The sequence below is a fragment of the Parvularcula sp. IMCC14364 genome (genome assembly GCF_030758415.1).
Taxonomy (GTDB): Bacteria; Pseudomonadota; Alphaproteobacteria; order Caulobacterales; family Parvularculaceae; genus Aquisalinus.
In genome coordinates this window covers 14633-32031 of sequence record NZ_CP132334.1, presented here as the reverse complement: position 1 = coordinate 32031, position 17399 = coordinate 14633, and the positions used below count along the sequence as shown (strand labels likewise).

Genomic DNA, 17399 nt, shown 5'->3' with positions numbered 1-17399 from the left:
TCTTATTGATCTCCGGTTACGGGACGCGCAAGGGCGCCTTCCAGAAAAAGTCTGACATCTGCGACCGTCTGCGCCGGTGCCTCTTCCTGTGCGGAATGGCCCACACCGGGATATGTTATCAGCCGTGCATCAGCTATCGTTTTCTGCATCCGCACTCCATCAGCAGGGGGAATGAGTAAATCCTCTTCCCCCCATAATATCAGTGTCGGCACCGTAATCTTCGACAATAACGGTTCAGGATCCGGCAACACAAACTCTTCAACGGATTCAATCATGGCAGGACCGTTGCCCTCACGGCGCATCATATCACGCAAAACAGTCAGCCGTTCTGGGGTAATCTTGTTACCATCCGCGTAGATCAAATCTGCACTCATCTTCACACCTTCTGGCGGGGCCAGAAGCAGATACGCCTTCATGGCATCCGGCACTTCCGCGGGCTCTTCTGTCACGCCATTTTGCGGATATGCACCCGGCGAGACGAGGATAAGGGCCGCAAGGCTTTCCGGCGCCGTCGCAGCAAAGCGCCAGGCCGCAAGACCCCCCAGGGAGTTACCGGCAATAACAGGCTGCTCGAGTTCCAGTGCTTCCAGCAACTGGCCCAGAAAAACAGCACGTTCCTGAGGGGCATAGCGCGATTGTGGGTCAGGTCCGGTCAGGCCATGACCGAGTAAATCATAGCGGATAACACGATAATCACTTTTCAACTCTTCAGCCCAGGCATCCCATGTCTCAAGGCTGAAAGTGAAACCGTGAATAAGCACCAGAGGTTGCGCATCAACAGGTCCCTCTTCGCGCACCCGCACACGCACACCGGCAACTTCAACAAACCTGTCAGCAGGCGTCATGTATGTTTGCTCAAGCTGGTTGGCTGGCTCACCTTTGGTCTGGAACCAGATCATGAAGCCACCGGCGAAAATAATAAGGATCACCACAACAAACAGGAAGATGAGTAGTTTTTTTATCATGGCGACCTCAAAAAATGGACAAAGCAGGGCGCATGATAACGCCTGCACCCTGCTTTGTCAGTTACCCGGGAGGAGGGCCTAGTAATTGTATTCAATACTCGCGGTGAATGTCTGTGGTGCGCCATAAAATGCGGAATAAGCTCCGTCGACACCCAACTGCGCACTGCCGGCGAAATTATAACCGGCAACCTTGTACTCTTCGTCAGTGAGATTGCGCCCGATCAGGCTCAATGACCAGTTGTCATTCACTTCCCAGACCACACTGGCATCAAAGAGTGTGTAGGAATCAGGATCAAGCGGCTCTGTCCCTGCTGGCAACAGCGGATCAGTTGCCGGACCTTCATTATCTACATTGAAGATATTGTAGTCACCCCGATAGGACGCAGATGCGGTAACCAGAAGGTTACTGCCATCATCCAATGGGAAGTTGGCATTCAGGCCAAGGCGCCCGGTCAACTCAGGTGTATTCTGAACAACGAACTGATCTGAAATATCAACCTCAACCGGCGCACCCGTTGTGTCAGGCACCACCGTCACGGCCTGGTTAATCTCAGCGTCAATATATCCCATCATGAAGTCGAGGCTGAATACATCTGACATGCGCCACAAGCCTTCCAGCTCAAGTCCGGAATACTCGGACTCCCCTGCGTTCAGGACCGTGGAAACAAACGTATCAAGCCCTGTAATAGGATCTACTTCAGCCGTCTGCACAGTGATCTGCTGATCTGTATAGTCTGACCAGAAGGCCGTAGCAGCATATGTCAGATTACCGTCCAGAAGGTTCCCTTTCGCGCCAATCTCATATGTTTCAACGAATTCAGGCGCAAACCCGGACGTGATCACCTGGAATGTGACGCTCGGATCGTCTGCCTGACCATCTCCATCGGCATCAATAAACTCCGGTCCTGCATTACCGCGCGGGTCAAAGCCGCCTGATTTGAAGCCCTCAGAGAATGACGCATAGAGCGTAAGGTCATCATTAGGCTCGTAGTTGATCGCAACACGCGGCGTAAAGGCATCATCTGTGCGCGCAGAAGTGAAGTCACTGCTGGTCGCAAAAGCGGCCCGGTCAGGCCCGCCAAGAAGCGGGCTGGGAGCTGTACCAAGAAAAGTCTGCCGCAGAACTGACGCTTCAGTATCATCCTCCGTGTACCGCCCGCCAAGGGACAGCGACACCCGATCTGTCAGGTCGATGCTGATATCCGCGAATACTGCAATACTTTCCTTGCTGACCTGACCAGCGGTAGGAACATTTACCCCGAAATTGCCCAGCACAACATCAAAGGCACCATCATACTGTCCATCGAGGTAGAACAGGCCGGCAACGCCAGAGATCCGGTCATATTCGAAATTGGCCAGAATTTCCTGCGTAAACTGCTCGTTGTCGTAGAAGGCAGGGACATCAAAATCATTGACAGCCAGTGCGTCAAAATCGATTGGCGTTGTTGTGAAGTCTTCGCGCATGGCGGTAATGGATTTGAGCGTTACAGCATCCGAAACATTCCACTCAGCTATAATTGAGCCACCTTCAGATTCTACACTGTTATCATCGCCAGCTCCGCCGCGTGTATCATAGATGTCGCTTGTAACAGGCTCACCATTGGTAACGCCCGGCAACAACCGGTGGCCGTGCTTGGCGTCGGAGTTATCTTCAGTCTTGTCATAGGCAAGACGTACTTTCACGGTGTCTGTTGGTACCCAGAGCGCATTCAACCGGCCTGCAATAACATCCTTGTCGTAATGATCCGCGCCGGTCGTCAGGTTCGTGCCGAAACCATCGCGCTTGTAATTGGCGATCGCCCCGCCAATGGCAAATGTATCAGAAAGAGGAATAGAGCCGGTCAGAATCTGATCGAACTGACCGTATGTGCCCACGTTCACTCTGGCACTGAATTCCGGCTCTTCCAGATTCAGGTCCTTGGTCACATATTTGATCGCACCACCAATAGTGTTGCGTCCATAAAGCGTGCCCTGCGGACCACGCAGGACCTCGATGCGCTCGACATCAAAGATATCCAGAATAGCGCCCTGGGGGCGTGCGATATAAATATCATCCACATAAAGACCAACACCTGGCTCAAAACCCCATAGGGGGTCCTGCTGGCCAACGCCGCGAATAAAGGCAATCAATGTGGAATTGGTGCCCCGCGCCACTTCGATGGTGGAGTTCGGTGTAAACCGCTGCACAGCCGTTATATCGACTGCCCCTGTTGCCTCAAGTTTCTCACCGCTGACAGCAGTAACAGCAACCGGCACATCCTGCAGGCTTTCATCGCGACGACGGGCTGAAACAACAATCACATCCTGATCGTCAGCAGCGGAGGCCCCTGTCTCCTGTGCCATCGCAGCTGAGACACCGCCAGCAAGCGCGACCGTTGAACACATGCTCAGCAGAGCGGATTTAAGCAGGATTTTCTTTCCTGTAGTTAAGCCAGTGACAGCCATGCCAGTTCTCCCTTTATGTAGATTTATGACATAACCCTAAGACACTTGCCCTGCGCCGCCTATGTCCCGACGGCTCACGCAAAGTGTACAATTTCGCTCAATTTTCCGCTGAACTGTCTCTGTTGTTGCTGATAAATACTGCCGGTGTAACGCCGTTCCAGTTTTTGAACGCCCGCACAAAGCTGCGAAATTCAGCAAAACCCAATTGCTCCGACACTTCCATTACCGAAAGCCCCTGAAGCAGCAGCATTTTCGCCTGACGATTGAGCACTTGTTCCCGCAGGTCACGAAAGCTGGTGCCCTCCTCGCTCAATCTGCGCCGCAATGTCGCAACGCTCATCCTCATTTCACGGGCAATTTCATGCTGCTCATGAAGGCCTTGTCGGAAGCATTCTTCAACCTGATCGCGCGCAGCTTTGCTGTGATGCGGCTCAAGTCTGGCAACCGACATCTGAATGGTATCATAAACTGCCCGGGCACTAAGTTGTGTCGCCGCGGGCTTGGGCATTTGCCTGGTAGCAAGATCAGCATCAAACCGCATACGGTACACCGACTGATTGTATTTAACCGGTAGCTGCCAGTAGGACAGATGACTGCAGCGATCATCTCGCTTCGGTCGTTTCAAACTTAGCGCCGTAACTGCCTCAGTCGCAATTTGCGGGCTGATAGTCACAAGCATGCAGTGCAAAAATATCAGGGTGCTTTCCATAGAAAAGAAAACTATGTCTGAACCTGGTTCAAACGTGTAGGGAAACTCATTATCGTCAATGATGTAATCGACAAATGAGCCACTGACTTCAACGCGATTATATGCACCGCCATGCAGCATGTTGTAGGATTCGGCGATCACCCGCATCGCCTGCTGCAGGCTGGTACAATCGCCGACATGCCGAAGTACAAAATCCGTACTGCCCGGAATAAGCTGCCGCTGTGACAGGTGACAGGTTTCATCCCCTATCAAAATGGCAAGCAGGTTTTGTATCCTGTAATAATCCGCAAGGGAAACAGCCCCGTCCTCAGGTGCCCTTTCCATGCTATCCGATATCGCCGTTTCTTCAAGCAAGCGGGATGGACTGATGCCCGCCGAGGCACCCTGATCGAGCAAGGGGCGCACGCGCTCCAGCGGCACGCTGATTGGCTGCGCGCTCAAATCACTATCATCAATCCGGACATACGGCACTGGCGATCTCGATTGTTATCGTCACTCACTCAATAAATAATATGGTATCATCTGGCCGCTTTTACAAATGCCTGCCCGCGCATGATCACCTGGACTGCTCCGGAAAAAGTGGTCTGAGTGTTGAATTAGGTCTGGCTCCAACAAAGGAGCCAAGAGATGGCGAGAAGAAAGTATACGCCTGAAGAGATCATCACCAACCTTCGCGAGATAGAAGTGCGTTTAAGCCAGGGCGAGAGTGCTGCGCATGCAGCACGGGCTGTGGGTATCACAGAACCGACCTATTATCGCTGGCGGCGGGAGTATGGCGGTCTGAAGACCAGTCAGGCCATATCGGCCCTCCATCGGAGGCAATATAATGGTTACATAAAAAATGGCTGCGCCATCGGGGTTTCGTCATTGTGAAACGGTGAGCCGTGATCCGGGCGAATTCGTCGAGCAAGTTAAAGGCAGCAACCCGTCCAGACGCCAGTGCGAATGACGGGGGAGGCGCGTTTATGGAAAATATGACCGTCTATGGCAGCAAGATATCCTATTACACATGGAAACTTGAGACCTATCTGCGGCTGCGGCGCATACCTTATTTGCTATTGCCCACGACAGCGGGGCCCCTAAAGCGCCTGAAGGAAAAAACGGGCACAACCCAGATGCCGGTTGTGCGTCTCGGCGATGAACGTTGGATGACTGATACAACGCCCATGCTGGCATGGCTGGAGACGCAGTTTGAAGGGCGTTCAATCTATCCTGCGGACCCTGTGCTCAACGCCATCGCGCTCCTGATTGAGGATTACGCTGATGAATGGCTCTGGCGGCCCGCCATGCATTATCGCTGGAGTTTCCGGCAGAGCCGTCAGTATGCTGCTGAGGTGCTGTATGAAGAACTGATCAGGGGCCATTTGCCGATGCCACGGCCCATCGGGATCAACTATCTCAAGCACCGCCAACTTACCGGTTTCGTCTGGGGGGATGGCGTGACGCGCCAGACCCGCGCCTGTCTTAGCCCCCTATAACTGTGCCACTTAAATCGTATTATTCTATGAGAATTGAAGTGCTCCCCGATGTTGGACCACCTGGCCGGAGGATTTTCCGGTTTGATGATCATGGCGGTGATTGGTCCGCCATTCGATTTACCAGTTCGACAGGCGAGATATTGCCAATCGCACTGTGGGGTCGAAACTCATTATAGTCTCTACGCCAGTTCTCCAGTTTTTCCCGCGCATCGTCAAGGTTCATAAACCAGTGCGTGTTCAGACATTCCGCCCGGAACTTGCCGTTGAAACTTTCAATGAAGGCATTATCCGTCGGCTTGCCCGGCCGTGAGAAGTCCAGTGTGACGTTTTTTGTGTATGCCCACAGATCAAGATCTCGAGAGATAAACTCAGGACCGTTGTCCGCCCTAATAGACTTTGGATAGCCGAACACCCGGCAAGCCTGCTCCAGTGTTCTGACGACATCTTCTCCTTTGTAGCTGAACCTTGCATCAATCACTGGAGAGAACCGGGAGAATGTATCCACTACAGTCAATACTCTCAGCTTACGTCCTGTCACCAGTTGATCATGAACGAAGTCCATGGCCCATGTTTCATTGACGGCTGTCGCCTCCTTTCTGTCATCGCGCAGCTTTGCCTTTACCCGGCGTTTGGGCGTCTTGTTCCTCAGCTGCAGCCCCATTTCATGATAGAGTCGATAAACGCGTTTCGCGTTTATCGCCCATCCTTCTCTTTTCAGAAGAACATGGATGCGCCGATAGCCATATCTGACCCGGGTTTCAGCAATCTCTTTGATACGTTTCTTCAGATCGGCCTGACCGTCTCGCCGGGTTTTGTACTGTTGTGTCGATCGCGGCGCCTGCAGGACACGGCAGGCACGCCGTTCACTGACTTTCCAGACAGCAATCAGATCATTCACAAGATCCCGGCGGCGAGCAGGCCTTAGAGCTTTCGCTTGATAACGTCCTGCAGCATGGCTTTGTCGAGAGACAGGTCAGCCACAAGCTTCTTCAGATTGTTGTTCTCTTCTTCCAGCTGTTTTAACCGCTTCATCTCGGATGGCATCAGCCCAGCATACTTTTTCCGCCAGTTATAGAAGGTGGCATCCGAGATGCCTGCCTTTCGGCAAACCTCCTTTACTGGCGTTCCTTCATCTGCCTGCTTCAAAATAAATGCTATCTGTGCGTCGGTGAACTTCGTTCGTTTCATGGAATTCTCCTCGTCCCGTAAAGGGACCCTAAATTAGAAAATTCCAGCCATAAATGGTCCAGTTTTTGGGAAGCACGTCACTGAATTTCACGAGCAATCTTGATAGAACGCACTCGCATTGTTCGGGTACGAAAATGCCTCTCCTGTATGGCGAACACTATAGGCGTACCGTTTGATATTGACGGCCCCATCACTCAGCGACTCAATGACCCTAGCCCCGAATATTGGTTTGTAATCTACCTGGTGCCCGACCACAATGACTATGATTGCCAGCCCATCAATGGATGATGGAATTTCAAGAATACTATCAGGTTTCTCTCCTGGACTAAGAACATGAACGTCACATGATCGTGAGTCCAACCTGTCACTAAAAATGAAATCACGTGCAGGGACGATTTCGCAATTACTGGTACACGCTGGATCTGCTTGTTCAAATAGAATCTGGCTGAAAGAATATGGCACTTCTCCATCAATTGAGCCCGTCGGATTCATAATCCTGGCGATTTGACGAATTTGATGCATTGAGTCCTCATTCCCAACGCCACTTTCTGCGAGCACTTGGGCCATAGAATTATTTGCCATTTCTGCGCGCCGGGAAACAGTCAGGTATCCTGTATATTCTACTACAGCTAAATATAAACCTATAAGGACCGGTAGCACCAGGGCGAATTCTATTGAGACGGACCCTGCTTCAGAATAAATTAATCTTTTTACTTTACTTATCATTAACAATAATATTTTTACTTACTTTTGTATAAAGCGCTCAAATTAATTATACGTGAAGATAATATTTTAATATATTTTCGGTAAAAATATTGAACAATCAGCGTTATCAATATGACCCATGCCCACTAAGATAAAAGTAACATTTTCCCCTTTTTGGAAAAATTGCTCCGGTAGCGTTGCTATAGAATTCGCGATGCTACTACCGTTTTTCATAGCAGTTATACTGGCAATTGTCCTGCAATGGTACAATGCCCTGACGGTCTCCTTACTCGACAATGCGACATATGAAGCAGCTCATCAATTGCGTATCGCAAACTCGACAGTTAACAATGCCGAAGACTATCGTGATAGTGTATTGTGTCCACTATTGCCATCTATCATAACGTGTACAGATATTGAAATTGGCGTAATCTCAACAGATGATTTCTCAACACTGGAAGATTGGCACACCACTGATCGAGACAGTGTTTTAAATCAGTTCTGCACGGGTGCCGCAGGTGATATAATCTGGGTGTATGTCAGATTGAACCTGAACTCCGGCATGAGGTGGATTCATCACTACATTACCCAAAACACTCATGATGATGCCATTTTTCAAGAATCCAGCGCCGTAGTGGTACGGGAACCAATTGTTACGGGGACAGGTTTAACATGCTGAACTCAATTATTTCACTGGTGCAAGACTTCAAAGTTAACCGTCACGGTCATATGGCAATGCTGACGGCGCTTCTTATGGTACCACTTATAGCCGCTGTTGGGGCCGCATTGGATTATGCCCAAATAACCACCGCGCGAATGAACATTGAGCGAATAGCAGATGTTGCGGTTTTAGCAGCTATTGCAAACGCCAGAAACGATGCTGCTACTCTTGACGAAGATCAGCTACTTACGGCTACAGAAAACACAATTGCCGAGATGCTCGAAGCTGGTAAGGCTGCGGAGTTATCAAGCGGTACACTAACTTATACGATTACCGCCGACACAGATGATGATGGGTTACTGACAGCCCATATCTCATACACGTTCGCAATAGATACAGATTTTTTACGATTGATCGGACAATCGACGGTGAAAACAAGTGGCATTGCTACCGCTCGAGGGTCCGTGAAAACATTCAAGAACTTCAGCATACTCGTAGACGTAAGCAGTTCTATGGGCATTGGCGCCAGGCCAAGCGATATATCGCAACTCGAAAGCAAGGTAGGGTGTGCCTTCGCCTGCCACAGCACAATTGGGAATATTCGCTCTAAATATCCAGAAATCCGTGTGCGAATTGATGCTGCAAGAGACGCAATGGATCTGGCAGTTGATGTGATTGAAGAAGAGGCTCATCAATTCAACAGCATCAGGTTAGGTTTCTACACAATGCGAAATGGATATGCCGTTCAGCATGTTTCAGCAATGGATGTGAACAAGAGCGAAGACTATGATTACGTGAGAAATGTCATTAATAATAATACAATACTCAAAGGTTCACATGCTAAAATCACTCGCTCTATTGACGATCTGGCGGATGAACTCCAGGAGGGAGGCAGGGGTTACACTAAAGAAGAACCTGAGCAGCACGTACTGATCATAACCGATGGATCAGATGATGGTGTTAACACGCCAGGGGCAGTTAGAGCATCCAATCGAGTGTCGTCAATTCCCGCTTCTGCATGCGATCCGCTTAAGGATAAAAACATCAACGTTTATATTATTTATACGCGTTATTATGCGGCTAATCATAATTTGTCAAAGTCAATACAAAATGTTGTCCATCCACGAAATTTGATTGACCTGCCTAAATGCGCTTCATCATCAGAAAACTTCTACTTATCTGAAAACATCACGGACCTAGAAGAAGCTATGACCGACATATTTCATAAAGTGGCAGTCCCAAATCACGTTGCACAATAACTGCGCAGCTGAAGTGCTCCCCGATGTTGGACCACCTGGCCGGAGGATTTTCCGGTTTGATGATCATGGCGGTGATTGGTCCGCCATTCGATTTACCAGTTCGACAGGCGAGATATTGCCAATCGCACTGTGGGGTCGAAACTCATTATAGTCTCTACGCCAGTTCTCCAGTTTTTCCCGCGCATCGTCAAGGTTCATAAACCAGTGCGTGTTCAGACATTCCGCCCGGAACTTGCCGTTGAAACTTTCAATGAAGGCATTATCCGTCGGCTTGCCCGGCCGTGAGAAGTCCAGTGTGACGTTTTTTGTGTATGCCCACAGATCAAGATCTCGAGAGATAAACTCAGGACCGTTGTCCGCCCTAATAGACTTTGGATAGCCGAACACCCGGCAAGCCTGCTCCAGTGTTCTGACGACATCTTCTCCTTTGTAGCTGAACCTTGCATCAATCACTGGAGAGAACCGGGAGAATGTATCCACTACAGTCAATACTCTCAGCTTACGTCCTGTCACCAGTTGATCATGAACGAAGTCCATGGCCCATGTTTCATTGACGGCTGTCGCCTCCTTTCTGTCATCGCGCAGCTTTGCCTTTACCCGGCGTTTGGGCGTCTTGTTCCTCAGCTGCAGCCCCATTTCATGATAGAGTCGATAAACGCGTTTCGCGTTTATCGCCCATCCTTCTCTTTTCAGAAGAACATGGATGCGCCGATAGCCATATCTGACCCGGGTTTCAGCAATCTCTTTGATACGTTTCTTCAGATCGGCCTGACCGTCTCGCCGGGTTTTGTACTGTTGTGTCGATCGCGGCGCCTGCAGGACACGGCAGGCACGCCGTTCACTGACTTTCCAGACAGCAATCAGATCATTCACAAGATCCCGGCGGCGAGCAGGCCTTAGAGCTTTCGCTTGATAACGTCCTGCAGCATGGCTTTGTCGAGAGACAGGTCAGCCACAAGCTTCTTCAGATTGTTGTTCTCTTCTTCCAGCTGTTTTAACCGCTTCATCTCGGATGGCATCAGCCCAGCATACTTTTTCCGCCAGTTATAGAAGGTGGCATCCGAGATGCCTGCCTTTCGGCAAACCTCCTTTACTGGCGTTCCTTCATCTGCCTGCTTCAAAATAAATGCTATCTGTGCGTCGGTGAACTTCGTTCGTTTCATGGAATTCTCCTCGTCCCGTAAAGGGACCCTAAATTAGAAAATTCCAGCCATAAATGGTCCAGTTTTTGGGAAGCACGTCAGTTCGGTCGTCGGGACAAGGCAAGATTCTCAAGCGCGTCGAGCCTGTGGCCTCAATCATCCAAGAGGGTTTGGAGGGGTATGCCTCAGGTCGCTTCGACCTTCAGGTTGAAGTGAAACGCTTCTTCGAGTCTTTTCCTGAGTTTCCACGCGATCGGAACGGCATTGTCCGCAACCAGCGCGTCACCGAAATTCTGACCAAGCCGGTCTATGCCGGATATGTCGAAGCACCGTCCTGGGACGTTTCGCTTCGCAAGGGCCATCATGAGGGGTTAATCAGCTTTGCCACGTTTCAGCGTATTCAGGAACGTCTCAGAGGCAATGCCAAAGTTCCCGCGCGCAAGAACATCATCGAAGATTTTCCGCTGCGCGGCTTTATCGTCTGTGGCCATTGCAATACGCCACTGACCGCATGTTGGTCGAAAGGTCGCTATCAACGCTACCCCTATTATCTGTGCCCGCAGAAGGGCTGTGAGGCCTATCGCAAGTCGGTTCGTAAGGAGCAACTTGAGGGGGAGTTCGAAGCGCTGCTCAAGAGCCTTCAACCCACTGCAGAGCTGTTCTCCATAGCCGAGAAAATGTTTCGCGTATGGTGGGAGCATTGCGCATCAAGCGGCGTTGCGCGCGCGAAATCGCTGCAGTCCGAGGCGCGAAAGATCGAGGAACAAGTTGAGCAATTGCTCGACCGGATCGTCGACGCAGACAGCAAGGCGATCGTGTCGGCGTATGAGAAACGTATTACCACGCTCGAAGTGCGCAAGCTGGAAATTGAAGATGCGGTGGCCAGATGTGGGCGCCCGGTAAGGGACTATGATGAAACAGTTCGAACCGCTTTAGACTTTCTCGGAAACCCTTATAAACTCTGGGCTTCTGAGCGTCTTGAGGACAAAAGAACGGTGCTCAAACTCACTTTTGCGGACCGTTTGGGCTATGTTCGAAATGAGGGACTTCGAACCGCATCCCCAACGCTACCTTTTCAAGTAATTCAATCACTTAACAGCAACCCAGGAGGCCAGAATATGGTGAAAAACAAAATGGCGCACCCGAGAGGATTCGAACCTCTGGCCTCTGCCTTCGGAGGGCAGCGCTCTATCCAGCTGAGCTACGGGTGCCTGTCGGGCCTTGCCGACTTTTTTTCTTAGGCGAAAGACCGCAGGCTGGCAAACGCTAATGGTAGCAACGGTCAAAACCACAGCACAGGCCGGAAAAGACACTCTTGAAATAAAGAGTTTGAATCAAAGAAGGGGCCATCTTTGGCCCCTCCTTCAGCAAATCAATTCGAAATTTTTGCGCTGGTCGATCAGTTCGCCACATCGTTGATTATTTTTTCCGGTACCTGCTCACTGGCTTCGAACAGTACGCTGATAAAGGCGGCCGTCTGCTCGAGGCTGACTTCGTGGCCATTGGTATCGATGCCGACGCGCAGTGCCAGTTCCTCATCACTGATAATCGTCTGCAGGTTGAGGTTGTTGGCCGCCATATCACCTGGATAGGCTGCGCGATTGACCGTAACAGTCGCCGTTTCAAGCGTGTCGCGGAAATAAGCTGCCTGACTGAGAAACACATCAAGTGAACGGGCAAAATTGCCACGCGGTGTCCCGAAGTCGGCGATGTCGTAACGACTGATAAAAGCAGAGCCTGATTTATCTATCCCGGCACTGGTGTAGGGATATTTGTAATTGAACGCCTGCACTGTGCGCTGATCTGCGTCGCCAGTGAAAATGGCGATCATGTTCACACCATAACAACCGTCATCCACGGCCCGTACACACGCTGCGGGTGCCAGAACAAACTTGATACCATTCTCGGCTTCTGACAGCACAACCTTGGCGCCGCCAGGTGCTGTGCGTCCTTCCCATGGCAGACCGAGTTCCTGCAGCATAGGAATGATTGTCTCGACATCGTAATCATATAATAGCTCGTCCGGCTTGCTCACCGGCGCATCTGATGGTGGCGCCGCAATGGCTGAACCGGCCAGAGCCAGACCTGCTGCAGCGACTGATAAAATTGTTTTCCCGACCATGCGTATTTCCCCTTATGCTACAGACCGGACACGACACGGACCGGATACGACAAAGATTAATCATAGGCCGAAAATCATCGTTTGGCGAATCCCCTCGTGATTACTTTATAGCAATAGCCGAATTCAGTTGCCTGCCGGTCAGTTTTGGGCCTATGGCAGCGCGCTAGACACATCACCAGAATGATTATGGCCAGCTCCGATAACCAGCCCCGAAAATTTCCACCGTCAGAAAAGCGCATGCCTGAACGTGATGGCGCGGCAGACCCGCGCAAAGGACGGGCGATTGAGCAGCTGGAAGCGCTCGAGGAAAAAATGCCAGGCCTTGCCGCGAGGCGCGCCGCGCTCGACATTCTCATGCTGCTGCGCAAAGGCCGCACCCTCGACAATGCTTTCTCGGACTGCCGAACCTTTAGCGTACTGGAAGGCCCGGACCGTTCGTTTGCCTTCAACCTCGTCAACACCACGTTGCGACGGCGCGGCAGCCTCGATCAGCTGATTGGTGAGTATCTGAACAAACCCCTGCCGAAAGGCGCTATGGAAGTGCAGGATATCCTGCGCCTGGCCGCGACGCAGGCAGCCTTCCTTGAAACGCCCGCACACGCCATTGCTGCAACATCAGCCGAACTTGCCGGACAGAAACGTGAGACAGCCGGATACAAAGGGCTTGTGAATGCCATCGCCCGCAAGATTGCCGGCCGAGGCAAGGCACAGATAGAAAAATTACCGCTTCGGGCAGATACGCCGGGCTGGCTGTGGCGCAGCTGGGAGCGCTATTATGGCGCAACGACAGCACGGGAAATCGCCGCCGCTCATCTTGCCGGCGTGGCACCGCTGGATATTTCTCTCAAGCCAGAAGCAGACCCTGACCTTTTTGCCGGCTTTGAAAATGTCTCAAGCTTCACCCCGTCCCATCGCCGCCTGCCCCCAAATCACGCAGTGCCGAGCCTGCCCGGATTTAATCAGGGCAACTGGTGGGTACAGGACTTTGCCTCCAGCCTGCCGGTGACCATGCTCGGAGAAGTCTCGGGCAAGCAGGTTCTGGATCTGTGCGCTGCACCAGGCGGGAAGACCATGCAGCTTGCGGCACTTGGCGCACAGGTTACCGCCGTGGATAATATCGGCACCAGATTAAAGCGCGTCACGGAGAACCTTGCCCGTACGAAGCTATCTGCCGAAACACTCAAGGCCGACATCCTTGAGTGGCAACCTGAGGCGCTTGTTGACGCTGTGCTGCTTGACGCACCCTGCTCCGCCACTGGCACCATCCGGCGCCACCCTGATGTGGTCTGGAACCGCACTGAAGATGAAGTACGCACCCTTGCACGCCAGCAAGGCACTTTTATTGATCGTGCGCTGGAATTCCTCAAACCCGGTGGATTGCTGGTCTATTGTGTCTGTTCGCTCCAGCGTGAGGAAGGCGAAGACCAGGTCCGCGCCGCCCTCTCCCGCCATCAGGGGCTTGAACTGGTGCCGCTCACCCGGGAAGAACTCACTGCACTGCCTGAAGCAGTCACACGGGAAGGCTATTTGCGGACACACCCCGCCATGCGGGTGCCGGAGGGCAGTATGGATGGGTTCTTCGCCGCAAGGTTGCGTAAACCATCTGCGCCGGCGGCAGGTGATAATTAAATCCTATCAGGGCCTGATCACCTTGTATTTACCCGGCCAATGCCAATATACTGATGCTAGAAGTTTATCCATTATCCAATAGTGACTGGAGAGAAAAACATGAACGATTTTAACCGTCCTTATCAGGCAGACACCACCACAACGGGTGTTGCCTATGATGAAGGGCTCCGCAGCTTCATGCTGGGTGTCTACAATTACATGACCCTTGGCATTGCCGGCACAGCACTGATCGCCATGTTCATGATTGGCAATCCGGGCTTAGTAAACTCCATTTCCGGCGTGCTTCCATGGCTGCCCTTTATCGGCATTATCGGGCTCGGCTTTATCGCACCGCGCATTATTGCGACCGGCTCGCCCGCTGTCGCCCATGGCGCTTACTGGGTCTATGTCTTCATGTGGAGCATGTTGATTGGACCCGTGGTTGCGATGTTTGTCGGTGTCGGCTGGGCGGACCTTGTCTATCAGGCATTCTTTGCTGCTGCCGCTGTTTTCGCGGGTGCCAGCCTTTATGGTTACACCACAAAGCGTGACCTATCCGGCATGAGCCAGTTCCTGTTCATGGCAGGTATTGGTCTGCTGGCAGCGATTATCCTGAACTTCCTGTTCTTCAAAAGCGGTCTGTTTGGCTTCCTGACATCATGCGCTGTCGTGCTTTTTGCCAGCGCAGTGACCATGTTTGAGACCCAGATGATCAAGCATATGTATCGTGAAGGCATGAGCGAAAGTAACTCCCGCGCGTCCATCCTCGGTGCGTTCATGCTGTACGGTTCTTTTGCGACCCTGTTCATCAATATCTTGAACATTCTCGGCTTTGCCCGCGACTAGAATCTTACTGGCAGAAAATCTGCAAAGCCTTCGTTAGCAATGACGGAGGCTTTTTTCTTGCAATATCTCCCAATCTGGCGAGAACGTGAAAGATAGTGCGCTGTCAGCGCATTCCTTTATGGGCAAGACACGATAGTTTGAGTTGATGAGTACCACAGGGCAGGCACACAGATATATTACGCGCGGCAATGCTGACATCGAGGCGGCCTATGATGAGTATTGTCATGAGTTGCTGGGATATGGCCCGAACCTGCGCAACCTTTTTATTGCTGCCGATGCAGCACCAGACTGCGCGCTCCTGAATGCAAACGCAGCAGCGCTTCATCTGGCCTTTGAAGGGCGTGAAGGCTGGAATGACGCCGCGCCTTATCTCGCCCTAATGAACAACCATCTTGCGGCAACAACAGAGCATGAAAATATCTTCTGCCGCGCGATCAATGCCTGGGCAGCGCACGATTTTCGCGCCTCCCTGGAGCTGTTCCAGCAAATCGCCAGCGACTGGCCGGAGGACCTGGTCAGCATCAAATGGGGTCAGTATCACGCCTTTAATCTGGGCGATCAGGCCGCCATGCTGGCTTTAGGGGAACGCGCTGTCAGCGCCTGCCGCGACAAGCCCTATGTTCATGGGCTTTACGCTTTCGCCCTTGAACAGAACCACGACATGCGTGCCGCGGAGCGCGAAGCACAACATGCTGTCGAAATCGCTATTGATGACGCCTGGGCCCAACATGCTGGCGCCCACGTTATGGAGACCGAGCGGCGAATAGCAGAAGGGGCCACTTGGCTTGGCCATTGCGCACATATCTGGGATGCAAAAGGCACATTCATCCGTGAGCATAACTGGTGGCATACAGCCTTATTTCACCTGGCACTGGGCGACCACGACAAGGTTTATGAGATTTTTGATACCCAACTCTGGGGCGAATGGCCGGAATTTCCGCAGGAGCAGATCGGCGCTGCCTCCCTGCTCTGGCGTCTGGAACTGCACGGCATAAAGGCAGGTACGCGCTGGCAGCCGGTAACGGAACAGGCGCTGGCGCGTTCCGGCGATCATATTTTCCCCTTTCATGACCTGCACTACCTGTTTGCCCTGACACAGGCAGAAGATAATCTATGTGCTGAAAACCATGTATCAGCGATGAGGCAGAAAGCGGAAACATGCAGCGAGGAAACCGCCGAGGCCTGGCAGAAGGCCGGCTTGCCCGCGGCAGAAGGTATTCTGGCATTTTCAAGAGGTGACGCCGAGGCGGCAGTACACCACCTAGAAAAAGCCCTGCCGCACCTGGGAATGATCGGTGGCAGCCACGCACAACGTGCCATATTCCATCAAACCTGCGCCGTCGCGAGATTGCGCGTTTCAGGACAGATCGCCGCCTTAGGTGAATAGAGTTTTACCGCAGTACACGGTCAAAACTGACCACAAGCCCGACCGAAAAGGTTTCTGGCGATGCACCAAGCGTAACAGGTGCTACCGCTTTTCCGTTCCCGTAATTATTGGACATGAAACCGGCAATTTGCATCAATAAATACAAGGACGTTGACTGATAATCAGTTTAAGGAACAGTTCATTATGTAATGACGGGTAGACCTTTCGGCAAAGCAGGCCATCCCTAGATGCCAAAAGCTGACGCTAATCGGCCAACTTCAGCTTCTGACGGTCAAATATCCGCAGGACCTGTGGCAGATCCTGCCCGCGCTTGAGCACCTGACCCGACATGGAAATGACTGCGTAAGCGCCCTGCTTGCGCGCCAATTTCGGGTTTTTCTCGATACGGTAGAGGGGGGCTTCGGATGCGCGCCGAAAAATGGAAAACACAGCCACATCTTTCAGCATGTCTATTGCGTAATCTTTCCAGTCACCGGACGCGACAAAAAATCCGTAAACATTCAATATCTGATCGAGCTCAGCTCTGGTGAAGGCAACATTGGCGGGTTGGCGACGACCGCGCGGTACAGCATTCGGTAAAATTTCAATACTCATATGGTCAGCCTAAAATGCTACGCACCATGTGACAAGACCGCTAAAATCAACCACAAAAAACGTCTTAGCGCTATCTGATAACACCAACCCGCTAACCATGTCCTCAAATCGCCTTCTTTTGCCCTCCTGCCCGCCCTATTCAGCAGGCAGGGTTCAATCATCAGGCGGGCCGGTGGTGCCTGAAACCGGATGTTTAGTAATTGCCCCCCAGCCCCTCCGATTTCAGGTTTGATTGCCCGTCTGATACTCCCCTGATGCTATGATAGATTGCCGAGATTGCAGAGCCTGCC

At 51.9% G+C, this 17399-nt stretch carries 16 protein-coding genes, 1 tRNA gene and 2 pseudogenes; 8 read left to right on the top strand and 11 right to left on the bottom strand.

Annotated elements, in window-relative coordinates; genetic code table 11:
• Window positions 1–2: 2 nt before the first annotated feature.
• The 3 genes from RAL90_RS00145 to RAL90_RS00135 all read right to left on the bottom strand — a co-directional run bounded on the left by RAL90_RS00145 (window position 3) and on the right by RAL90_RS00135 (window position 4560).
• Entirely contained in the window at window positions 3–965 is a 963-nt protein-coding gene (locus tag RAL90_RS00145) for an alpha/beta fold hydrolase (protein ID WP_306252508.1), read from the bottom strand.
• A gap of 78 nt (window positions 966–1043) precedes the next feature.
• Window positions 1044–3410: a TonB-dependent receptor gene (locus RAL90_RS00140; protein ID WP_306252507.1), complete on the bottom strand. Its 2367-nt coding sequence runs from the start codon at window positions 3408–3410 to the stop codon at window positions 1044–1046.
• 97 nt (window positions 3411–3507) lie between these two features.
• Window positions 3508–4560: a helix-turn-helix transcriptional regulator gene (locus tag RAL90_RS00135; RefSeq protein ID WP_306252506.1), complete on the bottom strand. Its 1053-nt coding sequence runs from the start codon at window positions 4558–4560 to the stop codon at window positions 3508–3510.
• Window positions 4561–4746: 186 nt separating this feature from the next.
• Between RAL90_RS00135 and RAL90_RS00130 the strand changes: the two genes are divergently transcribed.
• Both RAL90_RS00130 and RAL90_RS00125 read left to right on the top strand, forming a co-directional pair.
• A complete protein-coding gene (locus RAL90_RS00130) occupies window positions 4747–4992 on the top strand; it encodes a transposase (protein ID WP_306252505.1) in 246 nt (81 codons plus the stop codon).
• 92 nt (window positions 4993–5084) lie between these two features.
• A complete protein-coding gene (locus RAL90_RS00125; RefSeq protein ID WP_306252504.1) occupies window positions 5085–5597 on the top strand; it encodes a glutathione S-transferase N-terminal domain-containing protein in 513 nt (170 codons plus the stop codon).
• Window positions 5598–5685: 88 nt separating this feature from the next.
• Here RAL90_RS00125 and RAL90_RS00120 read toward each other — a convergent pair.
• The 3 genes and pseudogenes from RAL90_RS00120 to RAL90_RS16210 all read right to left on the bottom strand — a co-directional run.
• A protein-coding gene (locus RAL90_RS00120; protein WP_306249654.1) for an IS3 family transposase occupies window positions 5686–6785 on the bottom strand; the annotation gives its coding sequence in 2 pieces (ribosomal slippage) (window positions 5686–6524 and window positions 6524–6785; 1101 coding nt in all).
• An 87-nt stretch (window positions 6786–6872) separates the two neighbouring features.
• The gene (locus RAL90_RS00115; protein ID WP_306252503.1) at window positions 6873–7367 is read right to left on the bottom strand and encodes a hypothetical protein; all 495 of its coding nucleotides are present in this window, start codon (window positions 7365–7367) and stop codon (window positions 6873–6875) included.
• Window positions 7368–7379: 12 nt separating this feature from the next.
• Window positions 7380–7511 (bottom strand): annotated as a pseudogene (locus tag RAL90_RS16210) (TadE/TadG family type IV pilus assembly protein); the annotation flags it as partial.
• A gap of 118 nt (window positions 7512–7629) precedes the next feature.
• Between RAL90_RS16210 and RAL90_RS00110 the strand changes: the two are divergent.
• Together RAL90_RS00110 and RAL90_RS00105 are read left to right on the top strand one after the other, a co-directional pair.
• Window positions 7630–8169 (top strand): TadE/TadG family type IV pilus assembly protein, encoded by a 540-nt coding sequence (locus RAL90_RS00110; RefSeq protein WP_306252502.1) that lies wholly within the window; start codon window positions 7630–7632, stop codon window positions 8167–8169.
• Window positions 8163–9410, top strand: a complete 1248-nt coding sequence (locus RAL90_RS00105; protein ID WP_306252501.1) for a TadE/TadG family type IV pilus assembly protein — start codon at window positions 8163–8165, stop codon at window positions 9408–9410. The genes RAL90_RS00110 and RAL90_RS00105 overlap by 7 nt, the downstream gene beginning before the upstream one ends.
• A 63-nt stretch (window positions 9411–9473) precedes the next feature.
• On the opposite strand, the gene RAL90_RS00100 is transcribed toward RAL90_RS00105, so the two are convergent.
• Together RAL90_RS00100 and RAL90_RS00095 are read right to left on the bottom strand one after the other, a co-directional pair.
• A protein-coding gene (locus tag RAL90_RS00100) for an IS3 family transposase (RefSeq protein WP_306249654.1) occupies window positions 9474–10573 on the bottom strand; the annotation gives its coding sequence in 2 pieces (ribosomal slippage) (window positions 9474–10312 and window positions 10312–10573; 1101 coding nt in all).
• A 164-nt stretch (window positions 10574–10737) separates the two neighbouring features.
• Window positions 10738–10917 (bottom strand): hypothetical protein, encoded by a 180-nt coding sequence (locus RAL90_RS00095; RefSeq protein WP_306252500.1) that lies wholly within the window; start codon window positions 10915–10917, stop codon window positions 10738–10740.
• Here RAL90_RS00095 and RAL90_RS16205 point away from each other — a divergent pair.
• A pseudogene (locus RAL90_RS16205) lies at window positions 10843–11124 on the top strand (recombinase zinc beta ribbon domain-containing protein); the annotation flags it as partial. The gene RAL90_RS00095 and the pseudogene RAL90_RS16205 overlap by 75 nt on opposite strands.
• 562 nt (window positions 11125–11686) lie before the next feature.
• Here the strand turns inward: RAL90_RS16205 and RAL90_RS00090 are convergent.
• Together RAL90_RS00090 and RAL90_RS00085 are read right to left on the bottom strand one after the other, a co-directional pair.
• A tRNA-Arg gene (locus RAL90_RS00090) sits at window positions 11687–11763 on the bottom strand.
• A gap of 188 nt (window positions 11764–11951) precedes the next feature.
• Window positions 11952–12674 (bottom strand): YbjN domain-containing protein, encoded by a 723-nt coding sequence (locus RAL90_RS00085; RefSeq protein ID WP_306252499.1) that lies wholly within the window; start codon window positions 12672–12674, stop codon window positions 11952–11954.
• 237 nt (window positions 12675–12911) lie between these two features.
• Between RAL90_RS00085 and RAL90_RS00080 the strand changes: the two genes are divergently transcribed.
• The 3 genes from RAL90_RS00080 (at window position 12912) to RAL90_RS00070 (ending at window position 16515) form a co-directional block, all read left to right on the top strand.
• A complete protein-coding gene (locus tag RAL90_RS00080) occupies window positions 12912–14303 on the top strand; it encodes an RsmB/NOP family class I SAM-dependent RNA methyltransferase (protein WP_306252498.1) in 1392 nt (463 codons plus the stop codon).
• Window positions 14304–14402: 99 nt separating this feature from the next.
• The gene (locus tag RAL90_RS00075; RefSeq protein WP_306252497.1) at window positions 14403–15128 is read left to right on the top strand and encodes a Bax inhibitor-1/YccA family protein; all 726 of its coding nucleotides are present in this window, start codon (window positions 14403–14405) and stop codon (window positions 15126–15128) included.
• A 145-nt stretch (window positions 15129–15273) separates the two neighbouring features.
• Complete coding sequence (locus RAL90_RS00070; RefSeq protein ID WP_306252496.1) at window positions 15274–16515, top strand: hypothetical protein; 1242 nt, start codon at window positions 15274–15276, stop codon at window positions 16513–16515.
• Window positions 16516–16758: 243 nt separating this feature from the next.
• Here RAL90_RS00070 and RAL90_RS00065 read toward each other — a convergent pair whose 3' ends face one another.
• Window positions 16759–17109, bottom strand: a complete 351-nt coding sequence (locus tag RAL90_RS00065; protein WP_306252495.1) for a DUF2794 domain-containing protein — start codon at window positions 17107–17109, stop codon at window positions 16759–16761.
• Between the last annotated feature and the right edge of the window lie 290 nt (window positions 17110–17399).

Bases quoted from the DNA above. Each gene is read 5' to 3' on its own strand.
- RAL90_RS00145 (WP_306252508.1), bottom strand. From the start codon at position 965: ATGATAAAAAAACTACTCATCTTCCTGTTTGTTGTGGTGATCCTTATT.
- RAL90_RS00140 (WP_306252507.1), bottom strand. From the start codon at position 3,410: ATGGCTGTCACTGGCTTAACTACAGGAAAGAAAATCCTGCTTAAATCC.
- RAL90_RS00130 (WP_306252505.1), top strand. From the start codon at position 4,747: ATGGCGAGAAGAAAGTATACGCCTGAAGAGATCATCACCAACCTTCGC.
- RAL90_RS00125 (WP_306252504.1), top strand. From the start codon at position 5,085: ATGGAAAATATGACCGTCTATGGCAGCAAGATATCCTATTACACATGG.
- RAL90_RS00115 (WP_306252503.1), bottom strand. From the start codon at position 7,367: ATGGCAAATAATTCTATGGCCCAAGTGCTCGCAGAAAGTGGCGTTGGG.
- RAL90_RS00110 (WP_306252502.1), top strand. From the start codon at position 7,630: ATGCCCACTAAGATAAAAGTAACATTTTCCCCTTTTTGGAAAAATTGC.
- RAL90_RS00105 (WP_306252501.1), top strand. From the start codon at position 8,163: ATGCTGAACTCAATTATTTCACTGGTGCAAGACTTCAAAGTTAACCGT.
- RAL90_RS00095 (WP_306252500.1), bottom strand. From the start codon at position 10,917: ATGATGGCCCTTGCGAAGCGAAACGTCCCAGGACGGTGCTTCGACATA.
- RAL90_RS00085 (WP_306252499.1), bottom strand. From the start codon at position 12,674: ATGGTCGGGAAAACAATTTTATCAGTCGCTGCAGCAGGTCTGGCTCTG.
- RAL90_RS00080 (WP_306252498.1), top strand. From the start codon at position 12,912: ATGCCTGAACGTGATGGCGCGGCAGACCCGCGCAAAGGACGGGCGATT.
- RAL90_RS00075 (WP_306252497.1), top strand. From the start codon at position 14,403: ATGAACGATTTTAACCGTCCTTATCAGGCAGACACCACCACAACGGGT.
- RAL90_RS00070 (WP_306252496.1), top strand. From the start codon at position 15,274: ATGAGTACCACAGGGCAGGCACACAGATATATTACGCGCGGCAATGCT.
- RAL90_RS00065 (WP_306252495.1), bottom strand. From the start codon at position 17,109: ATGAGTATTGAAATTTTACCGAATGCTGTACCGCGCGGTCGTCGCCAA.